Source organism: Pseudomonas sp. USHLN015 (assembly GCF_037153275.1).
In the GTDB taxonomy this organism is placed as follows: Bacteria; Pseudomonadota; Gammaproteobacteria; order Pseudomonadales; family Pseudomonadaceae; genus Metapseudomonas; species Metapseudomonas tohonis.
On the sequence record NZ_JBBCKP010000010.1, the window covers coordinates 324,646 to 346,422 of the forward strand.

Sequence of the window (21,777 nt, forward strand, 5' to 3'; positions counted from 1 at the left end):
GTTATGCCGCAGGGCCGATGCTATGATCCGGGCTTCGCGGCAAAAAAGAGTACAAACTCGCAGCCGCCTACCGGCCGCCCGTGAACGGCCCCGCGCCTCGCGCACAAATCCAGACCTGATGAAGGAGATAGACATGGCTTTCGAATTGCCGCCGCTGCCGTACGAGAAGAATGCCCTCGAGCCGCACATTTCCGCCGAGACCCTGGAATTCCACCACGACAAGCACCACAACACCTATGTCGTGAACCTGAACAACCTGGTTCCGGGCACCGAGTTCGAAGGCAAGAGCCTGGAAGAGATCGTCAAGACCTCGTCGGGCGGCATCTTCAACAACGCCGCCCAGGTGTGGAACCACACCTTCTACTGGAACTGCCTGAGCCCCAACGGCGGTGGCCAGCCCACCGGCGCCCTGGCTGACGCCATCAACGCTGCCTTCGGTTCCTTCGACAAGTTCAAGGAAGAGTTCAGCAAGACCTCCATCGGCACCTTCGGCTCCGGCTGGGGCTGGCTGGTGAAGAAGGCCGACGGCTCCCTGGCCCTGGCCAGCACCATCGGTGCCGGCTGCCCGCTGACCAGCGGCGACACTCCGCTGCTGACCTGCGACGTCTGGGAACACGCCTACTACATCGACTACCGCAACCTGCGTCCGAAGTACGTCGAGGCATTCTGGAACCTGGTCAACTGGGACTTCGTAGCCAAGAACTACGCTGCCTGAGACCCGCTCCAGCTCCACGAAAAGACCCGGCCCTAGTGCCGGGTCTTTTCATTTGCGCGTCCGGCGCGGACGCGCCCCGGTGCGAAGCTTGCAGGGCCATGGGCGCTCGACGGCGCGCAGCCGGGCCTGTGGGGCGCGCCGTCCGCCGGCTCGCCAAGGCATTGGCCCAGGCTGTGCCAGAATAAATCCGTCGAACGGCATTCAAGTAGGGAGGATGTGCACCGACACAGTGCGGGATGGGACAAGGTTCGTCCGCCCATGCGCCGGTAGAGGACCGGGCAAGGTGAAAATACCCGCATTTGCGTAATGGCCCTTTGACGGCTATCTCGTGTTTGCCAATACTCAAGCGGTCTGACGCCTACCGGCATCGAACAAGGAATCCCTACTTGAAGCTGGATCTCAAACACAGCTTGTCACTGAAGTTGCTCCGCGTGGTGCTGATGTCCGCGCTGGTGGTCGGTGTAGTGCTGAGCTGCGCGCAGATAGTGTTCGACGTCTACAAGACACGGCAGGCGGTGGCCAACGACGCCCATCGCATCCTCGGCATGTTCCGCGACCCCTCGACCCAGGCCGTCTACAGCCTCGACCGGGAGATGGGCATGCAGGTCATCGAGGGCCTGTTCCAGCACGAGTCGGTCCGCTTCGCCGCCATCGGCCACCCCAACGAGCCGATGCTCGCCGAGAAATCCCGCCCGCTGATGGAGCTGCCGACGCGCTGGCTCACCGACGCGATCCTCGGCAAGGAACAGAACTTCACCACCCAACTGGTGGGCCGCGGCCCGTACAGCGAGTACTACGGCGACCTCAACATCACCCTGGACACCGCGCCCTACGGCGAAGACTTCGTCATCAGCTCGGTGATCATCTTCGTCTCCGGCGTATTGCGCGCCCTGGCCATGGGCCTGGTGCTCTACTCGGTCTACCACTGGCTGCTGACCAAGCCGCTGTCGAAGATCATCGAGCACCTCACCAACATCAACCCGGACCGCCCCAGCGAACACAAGCTGCCCATGCTCAAGGGCAACGAGAAGAACGAACTGGGGCTGTGGATAAACACCGCCAACGAGTTGCTGGCCTCCATCGAGCGCAACACCCACCTGCGCCGGGAAGCGGAAAACAGCCTGCTGCGAATGGCCCAGTACGACTTCCTCACCGGCCTGCCCAACCGCCAGCAGCTGCAGCAGCAGCTGGACCAGATCCTCGATGATGCCGGCCGCCTGCAGCGCCGCGTCGCCGTGCTCTGCGTGGGGCTGGACGATTTCAAGGGCGTCAACGAACAGTTCAGCTACCAGACAGGCGACCAGTTGCTGATCGCCCTCGCCGACCGCCTGCGCGGCCACAGCGGCCGGCTCGGCGCGCTGGCCCGCCTGGGGGGCGACCAGTTCGCCCTGGTCCAGGCCGATATCGAGCAGCCTTATGAAGCGGCCGAACTGGCCCAGAGCGTGCTCGACGACCTTGAGGCGCCCTTCGCCCTGGAGCAGCAGGAAGTGCGCCTGCGCGCCACCATCGGCATCACCCTGTTCCCGGAAGACGGCGACAGCACCGAGAAGCTGCTGCAGAAAGCCGAACAGACCATGACCCTGGCCAAGAGCCGCTCGCGCAACCGCTACCAGTTCTACATCGCCAGCGTCGACAGCGAGATGCGTCGCCGCCGCGAGCTGGAGAAGGACCTGCGCGAAGCCCTCACCCGCAACGAGCTGCACCTGGTCTACCAGCCCCAGGTCGACTACCGCGACCACCGCGTGGTCGGCGTCGAGGCGCTGCTGCGCTGGCAGCACCCGCAGCATGGCTTCGTGCCGCCGGACCTGTTCATCCCCCTGGCCGAGCAGAACGGCTCCATCATCCCCATCGGTGAATGGGTGCTCGACCAGGCCTGCCGCCAGTTGCGCGAATGGCACGACCAGGGCTTCAGCGAGCTGCGCATGGCCATCAACCTCTCCACCGTGCAGTTGCACCACGCCGAGCTGCCGCGGGTGGTCAACAACCTGCTGCAGGTCTACCGCCTGCCGCCGCGCAGCCTGGAAGTGGAAGTCACCGAGACCGGCCTGATGGAGGACATCTCCACCGCCGCCCAGCACCTGCTGAGCCTGCGCCGCTCCGGCGCACTGATCGCGATCGACGACTTCGGGACCGGCTACTCCTCGCTGAGCTACCTGAAGAGCCTGCCGCTGGACAAGATCAAGATCGACAAGAGCTTCGTCCAGGACGTGCTCGAGGACGAGGACGACGCCACCATCGTGCGCGCCATCATCCAGCTCGCCCGCAGCCTGGGCATGCAGGTGATCGCCGAAGGCGTGGAGACCCAGGAGCAGGAGGCGTACATCATCTCCCAGGGTTGCAACGAGGGTCAGGGCTACCTGTACAGCAAGCCCCTGCCCGCCCGCGAGCTCACCGGCTACCTCAAGCAGGCGCGCCGCCTGACCAACGCCGCCTCCAACCCCGCGACGCTCTGAACCCGGAAATGAAAAAGCCCGCCTCGAAGGCGGGCTTCTTCATGGCTGTGGTTCGTGTTCATGCGCGCCCTTCCCGGGCTGAAGCCCGGGCTACGGGACAGGGTCGACAGACAGATTGGCGCGTAGGTTGGTGCCAAGCGCAGCGAGGCCCAACGCAAGGGCGCGAGGCGTCACATCAGCCCCGTCACCTGCAACAGGTACACGGTGCCCACCGCCCCAGCGATGCACACCAGTCCACCCCCCAGGGCCTGCCAGTAGAAGGAGCGCGCCAGCACGTCCTCGCCATGGCTGGAAAGCAGGAAGGGCCGCGACTCGCCCGGCTTGCGCAGGTGGTTCACCGCAGGTGCCGCGCTGGTGGAACGGTGGCGGTCCTCGGCCTCCAGCTGGGCGGCGAGGCGCACGCGGTTCCACTCGGCCTCGTCCAACTGGCCATCGCCGTTGCTGTCGAAACGCCGCAGCAGCCCGGCGAAATCGCTCTTCCATTCACGGATCACCGCGCCCTGAGCCGCCGAGCCATCGAAGCCCTGGTGCCCCGCGCCGGCGGTATGGAAATCACCGATGGCGTAGAGCGGGCCGCCGAGGTGCAGGCGCTCCTCGGTGTAACGGTATTCACCGCCCCCCAGCAGCATGCCGAAGAACCCGGCCGGAGCCGCGCCATTGCGCGGGTGGCGCTGGTTGCCCTTCCACACCTCGCGGGTGGACGGGCGCACTTCGGCGCCACGCGGGTCGATCAGGCAATCGCCGGTGCCGTCGCCCAGTTGCAGCCACTGGTCGCTGGTGCCGCTTTCGATCACCCGCCAGCTCTTGTTCTTGCCACTCTCCTGGTACTCCTCGATACGGAAGCGCCACCACAGGCAGGGCTTGCCGGTGAGCGGCGCCTGCAGCTGGCCCAGGGTGGACTCCTGGAGCACGCCGTAGAGTTCCACGTAGCCCTGGGCGGCGGAGCGGATCTTCGAGGTCGGCGTGTCCAGCAGGAAGCGCGCCTCGGACAGGCGCTTGATGCACCACCACCCGCCGCCGAAGAAGGCGCCGAGGCTGAAGGCCAGGCTCATCGCGAGCCCGGCGGCATCACCGCCGGCCATCAGTTGAACAGCGACTTGAGGTCGACGTCGGCTTTCTCGGCCTCGCTGAACACCAGCAGTTCGGCGGGCTTGAAGCCGAACAGGCGAGCCAGCAGCACGTCGGGGAACTGCTCGATGCGCACGTTGTTGAGGTTCACCGCCTCGTTGTACAGCTCGCGGCGGTCGGCGATACCGTTCTCCAGCCCGCTGATGCGCTGCTGGAGGAACTGGAAGCTCTCGTTGGCCTTGAGCTGCGGGTAGTTCTCCGCCAGGGCGAAGAGCTGGCCGAGGCCCGCGCGCAGACCGCTCTCGGCCTGGCCCAGGGCGCCGACGTCGCCACGCTCGCGGGCACTGGCCACGGCGTTGCGGGCGGCGATGACGTTCTCCAGGGTGGTGCGCTCGTGCTGCATGTACTGCTTGCAGGTCTCCACCAGCTTGGGCAGCTCGTCGTGGCGTTGCTTGAGCAGCACCTCGATGTTCGACCAGGCCTTGGTCACCCCGTGCTTGAGGCGCACCAGGGCGTTGTAGAGCGTCACCGCGTAAGCGGCGACCAGCAGGGCAGCGACGATCAGGGCAACACTGGTCAGGGACATGCGAGCGACTCCTTGGCTTCGGTGGAACATGACTGCTGGCATTCTAACGTCAGCCAGGCTGGCGCATAGAGACGACGGGCACATCCCGCATCCAGGGGACGGTGCATCGGGCCTTTTCAAAAATGCAAATCTTTCGCATTATGTCGCGGTTTCTCGGGCGCAATTGCGCCACGTCCCCCACAACACGCAAAGGAATTCGCCATGAGTCGTATGCCCCTGGCTACTGCCAGCCTGCTTGCCATCGCCATCACCCTCGCCGGTTGCGGCGACGACAAGGACAAGGCCGCAGCACCGCAAGCCGCCGCTCCCGCAGCCGCCAGCAGCACCCCAGCCGCGACCGTAGCGAAAGTCGATGAAGCCGCCGCCAAGGCCGTGGTCAAGCACTACGCCGACCTGGCCCTGGCCGTCTTCAGCGACGCCCACAGCACCGCCGTCGACCTGCAGAAAGCCGTCGACGCCTTTATCGCCAAGCCTGGCGACGACACCCTGAAAGCCGCCCGTGAAGCCTGGCTGGCCGCCCGCACCCCGTACATGCAGAGCGAAGTCTTCCGCTTCGGCAACGCCGTCGTCGACGACTGGGAAGGCGGCCTCAACGCCTGGCCGCTGGACGAGGGCCTGATCGACTACGTCGCCAAGGACTACCAGCACGCGCTGGGCAACCCGGGCGCCACCGCCAACATCATCGCCAACAAGGAAATCCAGGTCGGCGAAGACAAGATCGACGTCACCGAGATCACCGGCGAGAAGCTCTCCAGCCTCAACGAGCTGGGCGGCTCCGAAGCCAACGTCGCCACCGGCTACCACGCCATCGAATTCCTCCTCTGGGGCCAGGACCTGAACGGCACCGGCCCGGGCGCCGGCAACCGCCCGGCCACCGACTACGCCCAGGGCAAGGACTGCACCGGCGGCAACTGCGACCGCCGCGCCGCCTACCTGAAGGCCGCCACCGACCTGCTGGTCAGCGACCTGGAATACATGGTCGGCCAGTGGAAAGCCGGCGTCGCCGACAACTACCGCGCCAAGCTGGAAGCCGAGCCTGCCGAGTCCGGCCTGCGCAAGATGCTGTTCGGCATGGGCAGCCTGTCCCTCGGCGAACTGGCCGGTGAGCGCATGAAGGTCGCCCTGGAAGCCAACTCGCCCGAGGACGAGCACGACTGCTTCAGCGACAACACCCACAACTCGCACTTCTACAACGGCAAGGGCATCCGCAACGTGTACCTGGGCGAGTACAAGAAGGTCGACGGCACCACCCTGACCGGCCCGAGCCTGTCCTCCCTGGTGGCCAAGATCGACGCCCAGGCCGACGCCACCCTGAAGGCCGACCTGGAAGCCACCGAAGCCAAGCTGCAAGTGCTGGTGGACAGCGCCGACAAGGGCGTGCACTTCGACCAACTGATCGCCCCGGACAACGCCGAAGGCAACCAGATCGTCCGTGACGCCATCGCCGCCCTGGTCAAGCAGACCGGTGCCATCGAGCAGGCCGCCGGCAAGCTGGGCATCAGCGACCTGAAACCGGACAACGCCGATCACGAGTTCTGATCGCCCCGGTAACCCGCCAAGCGGATGCGGCGCAACGCCGCATCCGCTTTTTTGTGCGCGTCAGGCAGCCATGACGAGCGCGCCTGCCGACCGCTCCACATGCGGGCTCCGGCCCTCGCCCCGGCCTTTTTGACGCACCCGCGCCAGCCTCGGAAGGACCCTAGAGGCAAACGCAAATCCCTCTTATTTAATGATCCTTCGCCTGCTAACATTGCCCGCCTGTTTTCAGCCGACCGGACCCTCCAATGCCCGCCTCATCGGCCTTTCGCCGCGCATTTCCCCTGCTGCTAGCACTTGGCCTGGGCGCTTGCGACGACGCGCCACGCTTCACCCGGGCCGAGCCGGGCGAGCACCTTTCCGGCGGCGCCACCACGGTCGAGCAGAGTGATCGCAATGCCTTCTCGCTGCCCTCGGCCAACCTGCCGCCGAGCCGCCGCCTGGACTTCAGCGTCGGCAACAGCTTCTTCCGCAATCCCTGGGTGATCGCGCCCTCCTCCACCACCGCACGTGACGGCCTGGGCCCGCTGTTCAACACCAACGCCTGCCAGAACTGCCACATCAAGGACGGCCGCGGCCACCCGCCCGAAGCGGGCGCGGTCAACGCCGTGTCCATGCTCGTGCGCCTGTCGATTCCCGCCGAGGCCAAGGCCGAGCACCAGCAGGCCCTGGAGCGCCTGGGGGTGGTGCCCGAACCGGTCTACGGCGGCCAGCTGCAGGACGTGGCCATCCCCGGCGTCGCCCCGGAAGGCAAGGTGCGCATGCGCTACGAAGCCGTCCCGGTGACCCTCGCCGACGGCACCCGCGTCGAGCTGCAGAAACCGATCCTGGAGATCACCCAGCTCGGCTACGGTCCCCTGCACCCGCAGACGATGTTCTCCGCCCGCGTCGCCCCGCCGATGATCGGCCTGGGCCTGCTGGAAGCCATTCCCGAATCCGCCATCCTCGCCAACGCGGGCGCCTCGAAGGACAAGCCCGCCGGCATCGTCGGCCGCGCCAACCGGGTCTGGGACGACGCCGCCGGCCAGACCGTGCTCGGTCGCTTCGGCTGGAAGGCCGGCCAGCCCAGCCTCAACCAGCAGAACGCCCACGCCTTCTCCGGCGACATGGGCCTGACCACCAGCCTGCTGCCCCGCGACGACTGCATGCCCGCCCAGGTCGACTGCCTGGCCGCCGTCAACGGCGGCGTGCCCGAGGTCAGCGACAACATCCTGCGCCTGGTGCTGTTCTACGCCCGCAACCTCGCGGTGCCCGCGCGGCGCCAGGTGAACGACCCGCTGGTGCTCGAAGGCAAGGGCCTGTTCCACCAGGCCGGCTGCCAGGGCTGCCACGTACCGAGCTTCACCACCGGCAGCGATGCCGCCGAGCCGGAACTGGCCAACCAGGTGATCCGCCCCTACAGCGACCTGCTGCTGCACGACATGGGCGAAGGCCTGGCCGACGGCCGTCCCGAGTTCCAGGCCGGCGGCCGCGACTGGCGCACCGCGCCCCTCTGGGGCATCGGCCTGACCCAGGCGGTCAACGGCCACACCCGTTTCCTCCACGATGGGCGCGCCCGCAACCTGCTCGAGGCCATCCTCTGGCACGGCGGCGAGGCCGAGGCGGCGAAACAGACCGTCATGCGCTATGACGCTGGACAGCGAGCCGCGCTGCTGGCATTCCTGAATTCCCTTTAAGGAGCCCTGCATGTTCAGACCCAAACTGCTCTTCACCAGCCTCGCCGCCCTGGCCCTGGGCGCCTGCGCCCCGCAGGACCCGCAGGCCCAGGCCACCGCCGCGCTGGCCAAGCAGGTGATCCTGCCCACCTACAGCCGCTGGGTGGAAGCCGACCGCGCCCTGGCCGCCAGCGCGCTGGCGTTCTGCTCCGGGAAGGAAGACCTGGCCAAGGCCCGTGCCGACTTCCTCGCGGCGCAGAAGGCCTGGGCCGAGCTGCAACCGCTGATGGTCGGCCCCCTGGCCGAGGGCAACCGCGCCTGGCAGGTGCAGTTCTGGCCGGACAAGAAGAACCTGGTGGGTCGCCAGGTCGAGCAACTGGTCCAGGCCAAGCCCGAGATCGACGCCGCCGGCCTGGCCAAGTCCAGCGTCGTGGTACAGGGCCTCTCCGCCTACGAATACATCCTCTTCGACAGCAACCTGGACCTCGCCGACCAGGAGCAGAAGGCCCGCTACTGCCCGTTGCTGGAAGCCATCGGCCAGCGCCAGCAGAGCCTCGCCGAGGAGATCCTCGCCTCCTGGAACAGCAAGGACGGCATGCTCGAGCAACTGAGCAAGTTCCCCAACCAGCGCTACGCCGACTCCCACGAGGCCGTCTCCGAGCTGCTGCGTGTCCAGGTCACCGCCCTGGACACCCTGAAGAAGAAGCTCGGCACGCCCATGGGCCGCCAGGCCAAGAGCCAGCCGCAGCCCTACCAGGCCGATGGCTGGCGCAGCGACACCTCCCTGGCCAGCCTGGGCGCCAGCCTGCTCAGCGCCGAGCAGCTGTGGAACGGTGCCGACGGCAAGGGCCTCCGCAGCCTGCTGGGTGACGACCAGAAGGCCCTGGCCGAGAAGATCGACGGCGCCTACGCCGACGCCCGCGCCAAGCTGGACGCCCTGCAACCGCCGCTGAGCAAGCTGCTGCAGAGCGAGGAAGGCCTCAAGCAACTGAACGTCTTCTACGACAGCCTCGACGTGGTGCACCGCCTGCACTCCAACGAGCTGGCCCGCGTCCTCAACGTGCAACTCGGCTTCAACGCCAACGATGGTGACTGATATGTTCCGCCGCCAGGTACTCGCCCTCGGCAGCCTCCTGCTCGGCGCCGTGACGCTGGGCGGCTGGACCCTGAGCCGCAAGGGTCGCGACCCGCTGCTGCTCTCCGCCCGTGACGATGCCGATGGCGGCCACTACGCCGTCGGCTACCGCCTCGACGGCACCCAGGTGTTCGCCACCCGCGTGGCGCAGCGCTGCCACGACATCGTCGAACACCCCAGCGAGGCGGTGGCCCTGTTCGTCGCCCGCCGCCCGGGCACCGAGAGCTACCTGATCGACCTCACCGACGGCAGCCTGCTGCAGACGCTGCGCTCGCAGCCGGACCGCCACTTCTACGGGCACGGCGTGTTCCACAAGAGCGGCGAGTGGCTCTACACCACCGACAACGACACCACCGACCCCGGTCGCGGCCTGCTCGGCGTGTATGCCTACGCCGACCGCCGGCTGAGCTTCCAGGGCGAGCTGTCCACCCACGGCCTGGGGCCGCACCAGGTGTCCTGGATGCCGGACGGCGAGACCTTCGTGGTCGCCAACGGCGGCATCCGCACCGAGGCCGAGAGCCGCGTGGAGATGAACCTCCATGCCATGGAGCCCAGCCTGGTGCTGATGCGCCGCGACGGCAGCCTGATCAGCCGCGAGACCCTGCCCCAGCAGATGAACAGCGTGCGCCACCTGGCCATCGCGAGCGACGGCACCATAGTCGCCGGCCAGCAATACATGGGCGATGCCGGCGACCATGCCGACCTGCTGGCGATCAAGCGCCCGGGCCAGCGCTTCCAGCCCTTCCCCCTGGCCGACGAGCAATGCCTGTCGATGGCCCAGTACACCGCCAGCGTCGCCATCCACGACGAACTGCGCCTGGTGGCCCTGACCGCCCCGCGCGGCAACCGTTTCTTCATCTGGGACCTGGACAGCGGCGCCGTGCGCCTCGACGCCCCGCTCCCCGACTGCGCCGGCGTCGGGGCGGTGAAGGACGGTTTCGTGGTCACCTCCGGCCAGGGCCGCTGCCGCTTCTACGATTGCCGCAAGGCGACGATCACCGCCGCTCCTCTGCAACTGCCCGCCGGGCTCTGGGACAACCACCTGCACCTCGCCTGACACCTGCATTTCGTCGCCGCGACCTCAACGAACGGTCGCGGCGGCCGACCTATACTTCACCAGCCAACCCTTCCCTCCCACGTCCCTGAGGCGTAACTACATGTCCCTGCAAAACTCCCTGCGAGGTCAGCTCCTCGCGCTGCTGGGCGGCAGCCTGCTGCTGATCCTGGTCATCGCCCTGACCTGCTTCAACTTTCTATCTGGAGGGATCCAGTCCTACCGCAACCTGGTAGGTGGCACGCTGGAGGCATCCAGCCTCGTCGACAGCGCGAACGTCGAATTCAAGGGCCAGGTGCAGGAATGGAAGAACGTCCTGCTGCGCGGCAAGGACCCGGCCGCCCTGAGCAAGTACTGGGGCCAGTTCGAGGATCAGGAGCGCAAGGTCCAGAACCTGCTCGGCAAGCTGGTCAACGAAGCCCGCGAGCAGGGCGACAGCAGCCTGCAGAGTCAGGTGGAGCGCCTGCGCAGCGAGCACCAGACCCTGGGGGCGGCCTACCGCAAAGGCCGCGAGGCCTTCCTCGCCGCCGGCGCCGACCCGACCGCGGGCGACAAGGCGGTGCAGGGCATCGACCGCGCCGCCAGCGAGCAGATGACCGCCCTGGTCACCCAGTTGCATGACCGCGGCACACAGCAGTCCGCCGAGATCAGCGCCAGCGCCGCCAGTACCGTGACCACCGGCCTGGTGGTGATGCTGGTGTCCAGCGTGCTGGTGGGCCTGCTGGCGATCTGGCTGATCAACCGTCGCCTGATCGATCCGATCCGCACCCTGATCGACCACATCGGCCGCCTCAGCCAGGGCAACTTCGGCGAGCGCGTCGACAGCAGCCGCCGCGACGAACTGGGGCGCCTGGCCAACTCGGCGAACATCCTGCGGGACTTCCTCGCCGACACCTTCAACCGCCTCAAGCACAGCACCGCCGAGTTGGACAGCGCCAGCGGCGAGCTCAACGCCATCGCCACGCTGATGGCCGGCGGCACCCGCGAGCAGTTCTCGCGCACCGACCAGGTGGCCACGGCGATGCACGAGATGTCCGCCACCGCCCAGGAGGTGGCCCGCCATGCCGCCGATGCCGCGCGCGCCGCCGACGACGCCGACAGCTCGGCCCAGCAGGGCGAGCGAGTGATGCAGGCGACCATCCAGAGCATCACCGGCATGCGCGGCGAGATCGACTCCACTGCCGAGGTGATCCGCCGCCTGGAGAACGACAGCGGCCGCATCAGCAAGGTGCTGGAAGTGATCCGCGGCATCGCCGAGCAGACCAACCTGCTGGCGCTCAACGCCGCCATCGAGGCCGCCCGCGCCGGCGAGCAGGGCCGAGGCTTCGCGGTGGTCGCCGACGAGGTGCGGACCCTCGCCCAGCGCACCGCCGAATCCACCGCCGAGATCCACCAGATCATCGACACGGTGCAGACCGGCGCGGTGAACGCGGTACGCGCCATCGAAAGCGGTCAGAGCCGCAGCGAGCAGAGCGTCACCCAGGTGACCGAGGCCGGCGCGATGCTGCAACGCATCACCGGCGCGGTGGAGGCCATCCGCGACATGAACCGGCAGATCGCCACGGCGGCGGAGGAGCAGACCTCGGTGGCCGAGGACATCTCGCGCAACCTCACCGAAATCACCGCCATCGCCGTCACCAACAACGAGAACGTGCAACGCACCGAGGCGGCCAGCAACCGCCTGCACGAACTCTCCGGCGACCTGAGCGAGGTCACCCGCCGCTTCAGCGCCTGACACCGCACCCGGCACATGGACGTGCCTTCTCCGTCACAGCCCGGTGGCACCCTTGCCGCCCCCATGATTCCCCGGAGTTGCACCCGCCCGCTGCCAGGGCGCCGCTGTGCTGCCTTCTGCGCTTAACGGGCCTTCCCGCCCAGGCGCCTTTCGTGTCGACTGAAAAGCACCGATCCGTAGCGATCTCCGGCGATCTGCAAGGCACCGAATGGGCATCGTGCCAGCATGTAAACTTTTGCAATTCCGCGCCTTTGACTTGCCCCCGCCAGTGGTACTAAGGTGCACCCCTTGCCTATTCCCAGGCCCTCAATCTGCCTTGCCAAGGAACCGGAATATGTTGCTCCGCCGCATGCTCATCATGCTCGGCGTGGTCATCCTCGTGGTGGCCGCGCTTGCCGCGTACAAGTTCTTCTCCATCAAACAGCAGATCGCGATGTTCACGGCGCCCAAGCCTGCCATCAGCGTCTCGGCCGCCAAGGCGGTGGAAGTGCCCTGGCAGGAGCGCCTGCCGGCCATCGGTTCGCTCAAGGCGTTCCAGGGCGTGGACCTGACCGTGGAAGTCGGCGGCACCGTGCAGGAGGTGCAGTTCCTTTCCGGCGAGAAGGTCAAGCTCGGCCAGCCGCTGATCCAGATGGACAGCGACGTCGAACAGGCCAGCCTGGCGACCGCGGAAGCCACCCTGGCCCTTGCTCGCGTGGAGTTCGAGCGCGGTCGCAGCCTGGTGAACCGGCAGAACATCTCCAAGAGCGAATTCGACCGCCTCTCCTCGGAGCTGCAGAAGTCGAACGCCAGCGTCGCCCAACTGAAGGCCATGCTGGCGAAGAAGCGCATCGTCGCGCCGTTCGCCGGCACCATCGGCATCCGCCAGGTGGACGTCGGTGACTTCCTCTCCTCGGGCACCACCATCGCCACCCTGCAGGACCTCAGTACCCTGTTCCTCGACTTCTACCTGCCCGAGCAGGCGGTGCCCAAGCTCGCCATCGGCCAGCATGTGCGGATCAGCGTCGCCGCCTACCCGGGCGAGTTCTTCGAAGGCTCCATCGCCGCGATCAACCCCAAGGTCGAGGACAGTACCCGCAACCTGCAGGTGCGTGCGCTGCTGCAGAACCCCGACGCCAAGCTGCTGCCGGGCATGTTCGCCAATCTCGAGGTCCTGCTGCCGGGCGACAACCTGCGCATCGTGGTGCCGGAAACCGCCATCACCTACACCCTCTACGGCAACTCGGTCTACGTGATCGACGCCAAGAAGGGCGAGGACGGCCAGGCGCTGAAGGACGACAAGGGCCAGCCGGTCCTGGTGGTCGAACGCCGCTTCGTCGAGACCGGCCAGCGCCGCGACGGCAAGGTCGTGGTGCTCAAGGGCCTGAAGGCCGACGAACAGGTGGTGACCGCAGGCCAGCTGAAACTGGACAACGGCTCCAATGTCGCCATCGCCGATGACCAGGCCCTGCAACCGAAAACGGACAAACAAGCCAGCGCCGAGCAGTAAGCACGGCGCCAAGGAATACCGATATGGCTTTCACAGATCCCTTCATCCGTCGCCCGGTACTGGCGACCGTGGTCAGCCTGCTGATCGTGCTGCTGGGCTTCCAGGCCTTCAGCAAGCTGGTGATCCGCCAGTACCCGCAGATGGAAAACGCCCTGATCACGGTGACCACCGCCTACCCGGGGGCCAATGCCGAGACCATCCAGGGCTACATCACCCAGCCGTTGCAACAGAGCCTGGCGAGCGCCGAAGGCATCGACTACATGACGTCGTCGAGCCAGCAGAACATGTCGGTCATCTCGATCTACGCACGCATCGGCGCCAACTCGGATCGCCTCTTCACCGAACTGCTGGCCAAGGCCAACGAGGTGAAGAACCAGCTGCCGCAGGACGCCGAGGACCCCGTCCTGTCCAAGGAGGCGGCCGACGCCTCGGCGCTGATGTACATCAGCTTCTACAGCGACGAGCTATCCAACCCGCAGATCACCGACTACCTGTCGCGGGTCATCCAGCCCAAGCTGGCGACCCTGCCGGGCATGGCGGAAGCGGAGATCCTCGGTAACCAGGTCTTCGCCATGCGCCTGTGGCTGGACCCGGTGAAGATGGCCGCCTACGGCGTCACCGCCGGCGATGTCAGCGATGCGGTGCGCAAGTACAACTTCCTCTCGGCCGCCGGCCAGGTGAAGGGCGAGTACGTGGTGACCAGCATCAACGCCACCACCGACCTCAAGTCCCCCGAAGCCTTCGCCGCCATCCCGGTGAAGACCCAGGGCGACCGCCGCGTGCTGGTACGTGACATCGCCCGCGTCGAGATGGGCGCCGAGAACTACGACTCCATCAGCTCCTTCGACGGCATCCCCTCGGTCTACATCGGCATCAAGGGCACGCCCAGCGCCAACCCGCTGGACGTGATCAAGCACGTGCGCGCGATCATGCCCGAGCTGGAAGCGCAGCTGCCGCCGAACCTCAAGGTGTCCATCGCCTATGACGCCACGCGCTTCATCCAGGCGTCCATCGACGAGGTGGTGAAGACCCTCGGCGAGGCGGTGCTGATCGTCATCGTGGTCGTGTTCCTGTTCCTCGGTGCCTTCCGCTCGGTGCTGATCCCGGTCATCACCATCCCGCTGTCGATGATCGGCGTGCTGTTCTTCATGCAGCTGATGGGCTACTCCATCAACCTGCTGACGCTGCTGGCCATGGTGCTCGCCATCGGCCTGGTGGTGGACGACGCCATCGTGGTGGTGGAGAACATCCACCGGCACATCGAGGAGGGCAAGACGCCCTTCGACGCCGCCATCGAGGGCGCCCGCGAGATCGCCGTGCCGGTCATCTCCATGACCATTACCCTGGCGGCGGTGTATGCCCCCATCGGCTTCCTCGAAGGCCTCACCGGCGCATTGTTCCGCGAGTTCGCCCTGACCCTGGCGGGCGCGGTGATCATCTCCGGCATCGTCGCCCTGACCCTGTCGCCGATGATGTGCTCCAAGCTGCTGCGCCACGAGGAGAACCCGAGCGGCCTGGCCCACAGGCTGGACATGATCTTCGAGCGGCTCAAGCGTCGATACCAGAGCGCGCTGCACGGCACTCTCAACACCCGCCCGGTGGTGGTGGTGTTCGCGCTCATCGTGATGGCGCTGATCCCGGTGCTGCTGATGATGACCAAGAGCGAGCTGGCCCCCGACGAGGACCAGGGCATCGTCTTCCTCATGGCCAAGGCGCCGCAGCCGACCAACCTCGAATACCTGAACGCCTACACCGACGAGTTCGTGGAGATATTCAAGTCCTTCCCCGAGTACTACTCGTCGTTCCAGATCAACGGCTTCGATGGTGTGCAGGCCGGTATCGGCGGCTTCCTGCTCAAGCCATGGGACGAGCGCGAGCGCACCCAGATGGAGCTGCTGCAGGAGGTGCAGGGCAAGCTCGACCGCATACCCGGCCTGCAGATCTTCGGCTTCAACCTGCCGTCGCTGCCGGGGACCGGTGAAGGCCTCCCCTTCCAGTTCGTGGTCAACACCCCGAACGACTACGAGTCCCTGCTGCAGGTGACCGAGCGCATCAAGCAGCGCGCGGAAGCCTCGGGCAAGTTCGCCTTCCTCAACGTCGACCTGGCGTTCGACAAGCCGGAAGTGGTGGTCGACATCGACCGCCAGAAGGCCGCGCAGATGGGCGTCTCCATGGAAGACCTCGGCTCCACCCTGGCGCTGCTGCTGGGCGAGGGCGAGATCAACCGCTTCACCATCGACGGTCGCAGCTACAAGGTGATCGCCCAGGTGGAACGTGCCTATCGCGACAACCCGGACTGGCTGAACAGCTACTACGTGAAGAGCGAAAGCGGTGCGATGGTGCCCCTGTCGACCCTGATCACGGTGCACGACACCGCCCGGCCGACCAAGCTCAAGCAGTTCCAGCAGCTGAACTCGGCGATCATCGAGGGCTTCCCGGTTGTGAGCATGGGCGATGCGGTGGATACCGTGGCGCAGATCGCCCGCGAGGAAGCCCCGCGCGGCTTCGCCTTCGACTACGCCGGCGCCTCGCGCCAGTACGTCCAGGAAGGTAGCGCGCTGTACGTCACCTTCGGCCTGGCCCTGGCGATCATCTTCCTGGTGCTGGCCGCCCAGTTCGAGAGCTTCCGCGACCCACTGGTGATTCTGGTGACGGTGCCGCTGTCGATCTGCGGCGCGTTGATCCCGCTGTTCCTGGGGATCTCCAGCATGAACATCTACACCCAGGTGGGCCTGGTGACGCTGATCGGCCTGATCAGCAAGCACGGCATCCTGATCGTGGAGTTCGCCAACCAGCTGCGTCGCGACAAGGGCCTGAGTGCGCGCGAAGCGGTGGAGGAAGCCGCCTCCATCCGCCTGCGCCCGGTACTGATGACCACCGCCGCGATGGTGTTCGGCATGGTGCCGCTGATCCTCGCCACCGGCGCGGGTGCGGTGAGCCGCTTCGATATCGGAACGGTGATCGCCACCGGCATGTCCATCGGCACGCTGTTCACCCTGTTCGTGCTGCCCTGCGTCTATACCCTGCTGGCCAAGCCGGACCCACGGCCGGCTGCCCAGCCCGAGGCAGAGCCCGTCGCGAGCCACTGAACCCGGTTGAACGAGAAGGCCCCGCATCTGCGGGGCCTTCTTCATTCCAGGGTTCTCAAAGCCGGTGCAGCGCCTCCACGCGGCTGCCGAAGGCACGCTCGTAGGCCGCCAGCAGGTAGGCCCAGTCCTCGTCGCGGATGGCCGAATGGCGCCTGATCTGGCCGACATCGTTGCGCGCCGCCCGGGCATGGGCGAAGCGACGGCGGCTCTTCTCCAGGTCGATCAGGGCGATTTCCACCGATTCGGCGCCCTCCCCTTCCCCGACGCGGATGAACACGTGCTTGGGATAAAGGCAACCGTGTTGCCAACCGCCCCGGTGCAACCGCGCCAGCACCTCCGCCATCTGGCCGAGCACCCGCTCGCGCTCGCCCTTGGCGTCGGCGCGCCCCTCCAGGGAGGCGTACCAGCGCTCGAAATCGATGAAGCCCTCCAGCGCCTCCGTCACCAGCAGCGCCTGCCAAGCGCCCTCGCCGCCGCGCCGCGCGCCGCAGAACACCAGCCGCGGCACCCTCACGCCGAGGCGTTCGAAGGCGCGGATGGCATCCCGTTCGCGAAGCACCGTCGGGCGTCCGAAGGGGTGCAGCACGCTGCGATAGAGATGGCCGCACTGGCGCTTGCTATACAACAGGACACCGTCGTCCCGGCGCACCCGCTCCACCCCGCTTTCACCGCCCCGTCGCAGGTTGGGTGCTTCGACCCATTCCCCACGCCAGTTCCAGAAGCGCTCGAACGGGTCGTCCATATCGCTCGCCAACGCAATCACAGCTGCCTCCATCAGACCATCCCCTGCGTTTATCGCCTGGTCGGTCGCAGTCTCCGTCGAGAACCAGACCGCCCAGGGGGGCGAATGACTCACGCCCTTTTTGATGTCGCTTGCGGTAACAGGAACGTGCACTCGGTAACCCTGTGCACGGCGGCAAGCCCGGCCCCAAGTCACCTCATGGGGCAACGATGCCTCTATTCCGGGCGGTAAGCCGCAGCAACCCTACTCTCGCCAGCGGGTGAGCAGCAGGTTTGCAAGGTCCGTACCGTTGCAGGACGTCGGCGCTGGAGGGACGAGAAAAGGTGCGTGGCGATCACGGAATGACGGCGGCGCAAATGAAAAGCCCCGCATGCGCGGGGCCTGGATGTCTACGGGACGCTGCTCAGCCTTGCGGCCCCATGCCCTGGGAAAGCCCGAACATCAGCAGCAGCAACTGCCTGTCGGGCACCGCGTCGGCCTTGTGCCGGGCATTGGGAGGCAGGGGACAATAGCCGAGGCCATTGACGCTGACGACCGAAGGTGACGGCTCATGCCAAGCCGCCGCGGCGATGGACGCGACGCCCAGGGCTCCTACGAGGAACAAAGCTCGCGTTATTTCTAACTTCATGATCGCAACCCCTTGATAGCGCTGCCAAACGCTGTGTCTTCACACTAGATCAATAGTTCACAGTCCGCTTTTTCGAAGTGACGAATGGCATGTCGCTCTGGCCTGGTCATCCCTTCGCGGCTCTTGTCCCTAAGGAGCAGCGCACTCTCAACCGCCTGTTTGCCGCATCACGCGGCGCCGTCGGCCTCGGTACCGTCGGTTGGCAGACGGGCGAGGCTAGCGGTGATTCATTGCAAATCCATGTCAGTTCATCGTCCGGGCCTGGTCACCGCCCGCTGGTCGAGCCCAGCGCAGCTGCACAGGTAACAGGCATCACCCCGGAGTAACCCGATTGCCCACGTGCAAGGCCCCGGTGGGACCGCGCGCAAGGCGCCAGGTTCCCTGAAAGCCCCATGCGGCCTTCCGCTCGCCCTCCCCCTGGGCGTGGCGAGTGTTACCCCGGCGCAATGGGAGCCGAGCACTGCAAGGTCCGTACCCTCTACAGGCCGTCGGGTCCCTGGATACGATCAGCTTCCGCCGGCAGCCGTCATGCCGGCGTCAAGCCGATGTGAAAAATCTGTCAGGCAGCGCCATCCAGGTCGACGCGGAAGTGACAGCCGCCGGAGCCGGACGGCGACAGGCGAACCACCCAGCCCTGGCTCTCGCAGATGCGCTTGACCAGCGACAGACCCAGCCCGAGGCCATCTCCGCGCTGCTCGATACCCCGCACGAAGGGCAGGAACATCGCCTCGCGCTGCTCTTCCGGGATACCGACCCCGCTGTCCTCGACGCTGAATCCGCGCTCGTCCAGGCGCAGCTCGATGTGGCCCGACTCGGTGTAGTGCAGGGCATTGCGCAACAGGTTGCCCAGTACCGAGCGGAGCAAGGCCGCGTTGTAGAGAACCTCCGAGGTGACGCCGGGGTGGTAGTCGAAGCGCAACCCCTTGGCCTCGATGGGGTCGCGCCAGAGGCCGGCCAGCTCATCCGCCAGGCTGCCGAGCCGGGATTGCGGCACCATCTCGCCACCGTTGCGCTGGGCACGGGCGAGCATGAGGAAGGTCTGCACCAGGTCGCGCATCTCCTCACTGGCACGACCGATACGAAGCACCTGCTGGCGCGAGCGCTCGTCGAGGTGGTCGTTTTCCATCAGCAGTTCGCAGGAGGTGGCGATCACCATCAGGGGCGTGCGCAGTTCATGGCTCACATCGCTGGTGAACAGGCGCTCGCGGGTCAGGGCATCGCGCAACCGCCCGAGGGTGTCGTCGAACGCCTGGGCCAGCTGGCCCACTTCGTCGGAGGTGTAGTCCGGCGCCAGCGGTGGCGCCAGGCCGAGCAGCTGGTCGCGATGGCGGACCTGCCCGGCCAGGCGTACCACCGGCGCGATGACCTTGCGCGCCAGCAGCCAGCCGAGCAGCGCCGAAAGCAGCACGCTGAGGATGAAGCCCACCAGCACCACGCCATAGAGCGCCTGCTCGCGGTCCTCGAAATCGCTCTGGTCCTGCAGCAGTACGTAGCGGTGGCCGTCGATGTCCCGCACCAGGGCGTGGAACGAGAGCTGGCCTTCGAAGAGTTCGTGGAAACCCGGCGCCAGCTTGGCGTATTCGACGGGCAGGGCGTAGGGGCCGGTTCCCTCGCCGAAGTAGAAGCGGGTGTCGCTGTCCAGGCTCGGCGCCCGGCCCTTGGCGAGGTTCTCGTAGAGGATGCGCTCCAGCTCGTTGTTCAGGTCGCGGGAGATCAGCTGTTCCTCGATCAGGTGCACCACTTCGATGATGCCCAGCGAGAAGGTCCCCCCAACCAGCGCCGTCATCAGGGTGAAGGCGATGACGATGCGCCGCGCGAGGCTCTGCCTAAACTCCATCGGCCGACTCCGCCAGGCGATAGCCCAGGCCGTGGAGGGTGTGCAGCAGGGGGGTGCCGAAGGGCTTGTCGATCACCTGGCGCAGCTGGTGGATGTGGCTGCGCAGGCTGTCGCTGTCCGGGCAGTCGTCGCCCCATAGCGCCTCCTCGAGGGCTTCCCGGCGCACCAGATGGGGGCTTTTCTGCATCAGCACGGCCAGCAGCTTGAGGCCGATGGGGTTGAGCTTGAGCGGCTTGCCGGCACGGCTGACCGCCAGGGTGTCGAGGTCGTAGCTCAAATCGCCCACCTGCAGGCTGCGCTTGCCGCCGCCCTGGGAGCGCCGCAGCACGGCCTCGATGCGCGCCGACAGCTCGGAGAGCGCGAAGGGCTTGAGCAGGTAGTCGTCGGCCCCGGACTTGAACCCCTGCAGCCGGTCGTCGAGTGCATCGCGCGCGGTGAGCATGATCACCGGCGTGTCGCGTCGCGCCTCCTCGCGCAGGCGCCGGCAGAGGGCGTAGCCATCCAGGCCGGGAAGCATGATGTCGAGCACGATCAGGTCGAAGTGTTCGGTGGCCGCCAGGTGCAGGCCGGACAGGCCGTCCTGGGCGCAGTCGACGCTGTAGCCCTTGAGCTCCAGGTAATCGGCCATGTTGGCCAGGATGTCGCGATTGTCTTCCACCAGCAAAATCCGCATCTGCAGCTCCCCACGCCTCATCGATGCCCTTCCGGGCCTGGGCGTCTTTGACAGTTTTTTCACCCGCGGTTCACGGTGCCACCACGGCGGCCACGGCAGATTACGCCCATTCCCTCGCCTGACAATCCCCCGCATGCAATCCGGAGACGCCCCATGCCCCCTACCCTCTCCTCCCGCCCGATCGCCTATGGCTGGGCGCTCGGCCTGCCGCTGGCGATCATCCTCGCCCTGCTGGTGATCGAGCCGACGCGCCTCGACTTCGCCCTGGCCGACCTGTTCTACCGGCCTGGAGAAGGCTTCATCGGCGCCCACAGCTTCTTCCTCGAGGACGTGATGCATGACCGCGCCAAGCAGGCGGTGATCGCGGTGGCGCTGCTGGCCCTGGCCGGGTTCGTCGCCAGTTGCCTGTATCGCCCCTGGTACGGCCTGCGCAGGCGCCTCGGCTACCTGGTCCTGGCGATGGGCCTGTCCACCGCGATCGTGACGCCCCTGAAGGCGCTGACCGCCGTGCACTGCCCCTGGGACCTGACCCGCTATGGCGGCGTGGAGACCTACACCCCGCTGCTGGCCGAACGCGCGCCCACCGCCAAGCCCGGGCGTTGCTGGCCGGGCGGCCACGCCAGCAGCGGCTTCACCTTCTTCGCGCTGTACTTCCTCCTGCGCGACCGCAATCGCCGCCTCGCACGCCTCGCCCTGGTCGGAGCCCTGGCCCTGGGCGGGCTGTTCTCGGTGGGAAGGATGATGCAGGGTGCGCACTTTCTCTCCCACAACCTGTGGACGGCGCTGCTGGACTGGCTGATCTGCCTCGGCTGCTACCGCTTGATGCTCTATGCGCCCCAGGCCGACGAGGCGCCCCAAGGCGCCACGGAACTGGCGCCCTAGCAGGTAGCGGGCGCATCGGACGATGCCCGACCCGCGACGTTTCCACATGTCTAGTCCTGAAATAGGTTTACACCTTTCAGGCCAAGCTCCAGACCTCAAACCGCCCGATGCACCGCATTGGGCGTTTTGTATTTCAGAGCCAGGTGAGGCCGCTCCCGGTTATAGATATCGACGGCTTCGCGCACCATGCGGCGCGCCTGTCCGAGGTCGGTGGGAGGGTGCTCCAGCAACTCGTTCTTCAGGATGCCGTTGACGCGCTCAGCCAGCGCATTCTGGTAACAGTCGTAACCATCGGTCATCGAGCAGGTTGCCCCGTGCTGCGCGTGCAGGCGCTGGTACAGCTCCGAGCAGTACTGGATGCCTCGGTCGGAGTGATGCACCAGGGGGGGCCGCGTCGTGCGGTACCGCAGCGCCTGGCTGTAGGCTCGGGCCACCGACTCGGCATGCAGGCTGTCGTGGACGTGATGGCCGACGATCTTGCGCGAATAGGCATCGGTGAC

General features: G+C 66.7%; 17 protein-coding genes and 1 pseudogene. 11 read left to right on the forward strand and 7 right to left on the reverse strand.

Translation table 11 applies throughout. The features are described from left to right. The first annotated feature begins 133 nt into the window (after positions 1–133). Together sodB and WFQ67_RS21865 are read left to right on the forward strand one after the other, a co-directional pair. Positions 134–715 (forward strand): superoxide dismutase [Fe], encoded by a 582-nt coding sequence (sodB, locus tag WFQ67_RS21860; protein WP_111263062.1) that lies wholly within the window; start codon positions 134–136, stop codon positions 713–715. A 386-nt stretch (positions 716–1,101) separates the two neighbouring features. Further along, positions 1,102–3,168 (forward strand): putative bifunctional diguanylate cyclase/phosphodiesterase, encoded by a 2,067-nt coding sequence (locus tag WFQ67_RS21865; RefSeq protein WP_213628607.1) that lies wholly within the window; start codon positions 1,102–1,104, stop codon positions 3,166–3,168. Positions 3,169–3,338: 170 nt separating this feature from the next. On the opposite strand, the gene WFQ67_RS21870 is transcribed toward WFQ67_RS21865, so the two are convergent. Together WFQ67_RS21870 and WFQ67_RS21875 are read right to left on the reverse strand one after the other, a co-directional pair. Then, complete coding sequence (locus tag WFQ67_RS21870; protein ID WP_213628606.1) at positions 3,339–4,250, reverse strand: GIDE domain-containing protein; 912 nt, start codon at positions 4,248–4,250, stop codon at positions 3,339–3,341. After that, a complete protein-coding gene (locus WFQ67_RS21875; protein ID WP_043241229.1) occupies positions 4,250–4,822 on the reverse strand; it encodes a LemA family protein in 573 nt (190 codons plus the stop codon). The genes WFQ67_RS21870 and WFQ67_RS21875 overlap by 1 nt, the downstream gene beginning before the upstream one ends. A gap of 201 nt (positions 4,823–5,023) precedes the next feature. Here WFQ67_RS21875 and WFQ67_RS21880 point away from each other — a divergent pair, with 201 nt between their 5' ends. From WFQ67_RS21880 to WFQ67_RS21910, 8 genes and pseudogenes are all read left to right on the forward strand, one after another. Next, positions 5,024–6,361 carry an imelysin family protein gene (locus tag WFQ67_RS21880; protein WP_263152971.1) on the forward strand — a complete coding sequence of 446 codons (1,338 nt, stop codon included), beginning with the start codon at positions 5,024–5,026 and terminating at the stop codon, positions 6,359–6,361. Positions 6,362–6,606: 245 nt separating this feature from the next. Beyond that, positions 6,607–8,034 carry a di-heme oxidoreductase family protein gene (locus WFQ67_RS21885; protein WP_337058146.1) on the forward strand — a complete coding sequence of 476 codons (1,428 nt, stop codon included), beginning with the start codon at positions 6,607–6,609 and terminating at the stop codon, positions 8,032–8,034. 10 nt (positions 8,035–8,044) lie between these two features. Continuing rightward, positions 8,045–9,109 (forward strand): imelysin family protein, encoded by a 1,065-nt coding sequence (locus WFQ67_RS21890; protein WP_337058147.1) that lies wholly within the window; start codon positions 8,045–8,047, stop codon positions 9,107–9,109. A 1-nt stretch (position 9,110) separates the two neighbouring features. After that, the gene (locus tag WFQ67_RS21895; protein ID WP_337058148.1) at positions 9,111–10,205 is read left to right on the forward strand and encodes a DUF1513 domain-containing protein; all 1,095 of its coding nucleotides are present in this window, start codon (positions 9,111–9,113) and stop codon (positions 10,203–10,205) included. Positions 10,206–10,893: 688 nt separating this feature from the next. Next, positions 10,894–11,004, forward strand: a pseudogene (locus tag WFQ67_RS30490) (hypothetical protein); the annotation flags it as partial. 228 nt (positions 11,005–11,232) lie between these two features. Next, positions 11,233–11,937 (forward strand): methyl-accepting chemotaxis protein, encoded by a 705-nt coding sequence (locus WFQ67_RS30495; RefSeq protein WP_373874750.1) that lies wholly within the window; start codon positions 11,233–11,235, stop codon positions 11,935–11,937. 334 nt (positions 11,938–12,271) lie between these two features. Next, positions 12,272–13,426: an efflux RND transporter periplasmic adaptor subunit gene (locus tag WFQ67_RS21905; protein ID WP_337058150.1), complete on the forward strand. Its 1,155-nt coding sequence runs from the start codon at positions 12,272–12,274 to the stop codon at positions 13,424–13,426. 23 nt (positions 13,427–13,449) lie between these two features. Beyond that, positions 13,450–16,515: a multidrug efflux RND transporter permease subunit gene (locus WFQ67_RS21910; protein ID WP_213628601.1), complete on the forward strand. Its 3,066-nt coding sequence runs from the start codon at positions 13,450–13,452 to the stop codon at positions 16,513–16,515. Positions 16,516–16,570: 55 nt separating this feature from the next. Here the strand turns inward: WFQ67_RS21910 and WFQ67_RS21915 are convergent, their stop codons facing one another. From WFQ67_RS21915 to WFQ67_RS21930, 4 genes are all read right to left on the reverse strand, one after another. Beyond that, the gene (locus WFQ67_RS21915; RefSeq protein WP_337058160.1) at positions 16,571–17,275 is read right to left on the reverse strand and encodes a lipopolysaccharide kinase InaA family protein; all 705 of its coding nucleotides are present in this window, start codon (positions 17,273–17,275) and stop codon (positions 16,571–16,573) included. 385 nt (positions 17,276–17,660) lie between these two features. Next, a complete protein-coding gene (locus tag WFQ67_RS21920) occupies positions 17,661–17,885 on the reverse strand; it encodes a hypothetical protein (RefSeq protein WP_111263051.1) in 225 nt (74 codons plus the stop codon). Positions 17,886–18,444: 559 nt separating this feature from the next. Continuing rightward, positions 18,445–19,722: a sensor histidine kinase gene (locus WFQ67_RS21925; protein ID WP_337058151.1), complete on the reverse strand. Its 1,278-nt coding sequence runs from the start codon at positions 19,720–19,722 to the stop codon at positions 18,445–18,447. Continuing rightward, positions 19,712–20,395 (reverse strand): response regulator transcription factor, encoded by a 684-nt coding sequence (locus tag WFQ67_RS21930; protein ID WP_213628598.1) that lies wholly within the window; start codon positions 20,393–20,395, stop codon positions 19,712–19,714. Before WFQ67_RS21930 ends, WFQ67_RS21925 begins: the two co-directional genes overlap by 11 nt. Positions 20,396–20,548: 153 nt before the next feature. Between WFQ67_RS21930 and WFQ67_RS21935 the strand changes: the two genes are divergently transcribed. Further along, positions 20,549–21,277, forward strand: coding sequence for a phosphatase PAP2 family protein (locus WFQ67_RS21935; protein ID WP_173179704.1), 729 nt, complete (start codon positions 20,549–20,551; stop codon positions 21,275–21,277). Positions 21,278–21,372: 95 nt separating this feature from the next. On the opposite strand, the gene WFQ67_RS21940 is transcribed toward WFQ67_RS21935, so the two are convergent. Continuing rightward, a partial coding sequence (locus tag WFQ67_RS21940; RefSeq protein WP_337058152.1) for an integrase core domain-containing protein occupies positions 21,373–21,777 on the reverse strand: 405 nt, incomplete at its 5' end.

Coding starts and splice junctions, on each gene's coding strand:
- WFQ67_RS21930 (WP_213628598.1), bottom strand. CDS start 20,395: ATGCGGATTTTGCTGGTGGAAGACAATCGCGACATCCTGGCCAACATG.
- WFQ67_RS21885 (WP_337058146.1), top strand. CDS start 6,607: ATGCCCGCCTCATCGGCCTTTCGCCGCGCATTTCCCCTGCTGCTAGCA.
- WFQ67_RS21925 (WP_337058151.1), bottom strand. CDS start 19,722: ATGGAGTTTAGGCAGAGCCTCGCGCGGCGCATCGTCATCGCCTTCACC.
- WFQ67_RS21895 (WP_337058148.1), top strand. CDS start 9,111: ATGTTCCGCCGCCAGGTACTCGCCCTCGGCAGCCTCCTGCTCGGCGCC.
- WFQ67_RS30495 (WP_373874750.1), top strand. CDS start 11,233: ATGTCCGCCACCGCCCAGGAGGTGGCCCGCCATGCCGCCGATGCCGCG.
- sodB (WP_111263062.1), top strand. CDS start 134: ATGGCTTTCGAATTGCCGCCGCTGCCGTACGAGAAGAATGCCCTCGAG.
- WFQ67_RS21935 (WP_173179704.1), top strand. CDS start 20,549: ATGCCCCCTACCCTCTCCTCCCGCCCGATCGCCTATGGCTGGGCGCTC.
- WFQ67_RS21890 (WP_337058147.1), top strand. CDS start 8,045: ATGTTCAGACCCAAACTGCTCTTCACCAGCCTCGCCGCCCTGGCCCTG.
- WFQ67_RS21910 (WP_213628601.1), top strand. CDS start 13,450: ATGGCTTTCACAGATCCCTTCATCCGTCGCCCGGTACTGGCGACCGTG.
- WFQ67_RS21920 (WP_111263051.1), bottom strand. CDS start 17,885: ATGAAGTTAGAAATAACGCGAGCTTTGTTCCTCGTAGGAGCCCTGGGC.
- WFQ67_RS21870 (WP_213628606.1), bottom strand. CDS start 4,250: ATGGCCGGCGGTGATGCCGCCGGGCTCGCGATGAGCCTGGCCTTCAGC.
- WFQ67_RS21905 (WP_337058150.1), top strand. CDS start 12,272: ATGTTGCTCCGCCGCATGCTCATCATGCTCGGCGTGGTCATCCTCGTG.
- WFQ67_RS21880 (WP_263152971.1), top strand. CDS start 5,024: ATGAGTCGTATGCCCCTGGCTACTGCCAGCCTGCTTGCCATCGCCATC.
- WFQ67_RS21875 (WP_043241229.1), bottom strand. CDS start 4,822: ATGTCCCTGACCAGTGTTGCCCTGATCGTCGCTGCCCTGCTGGTCGCC.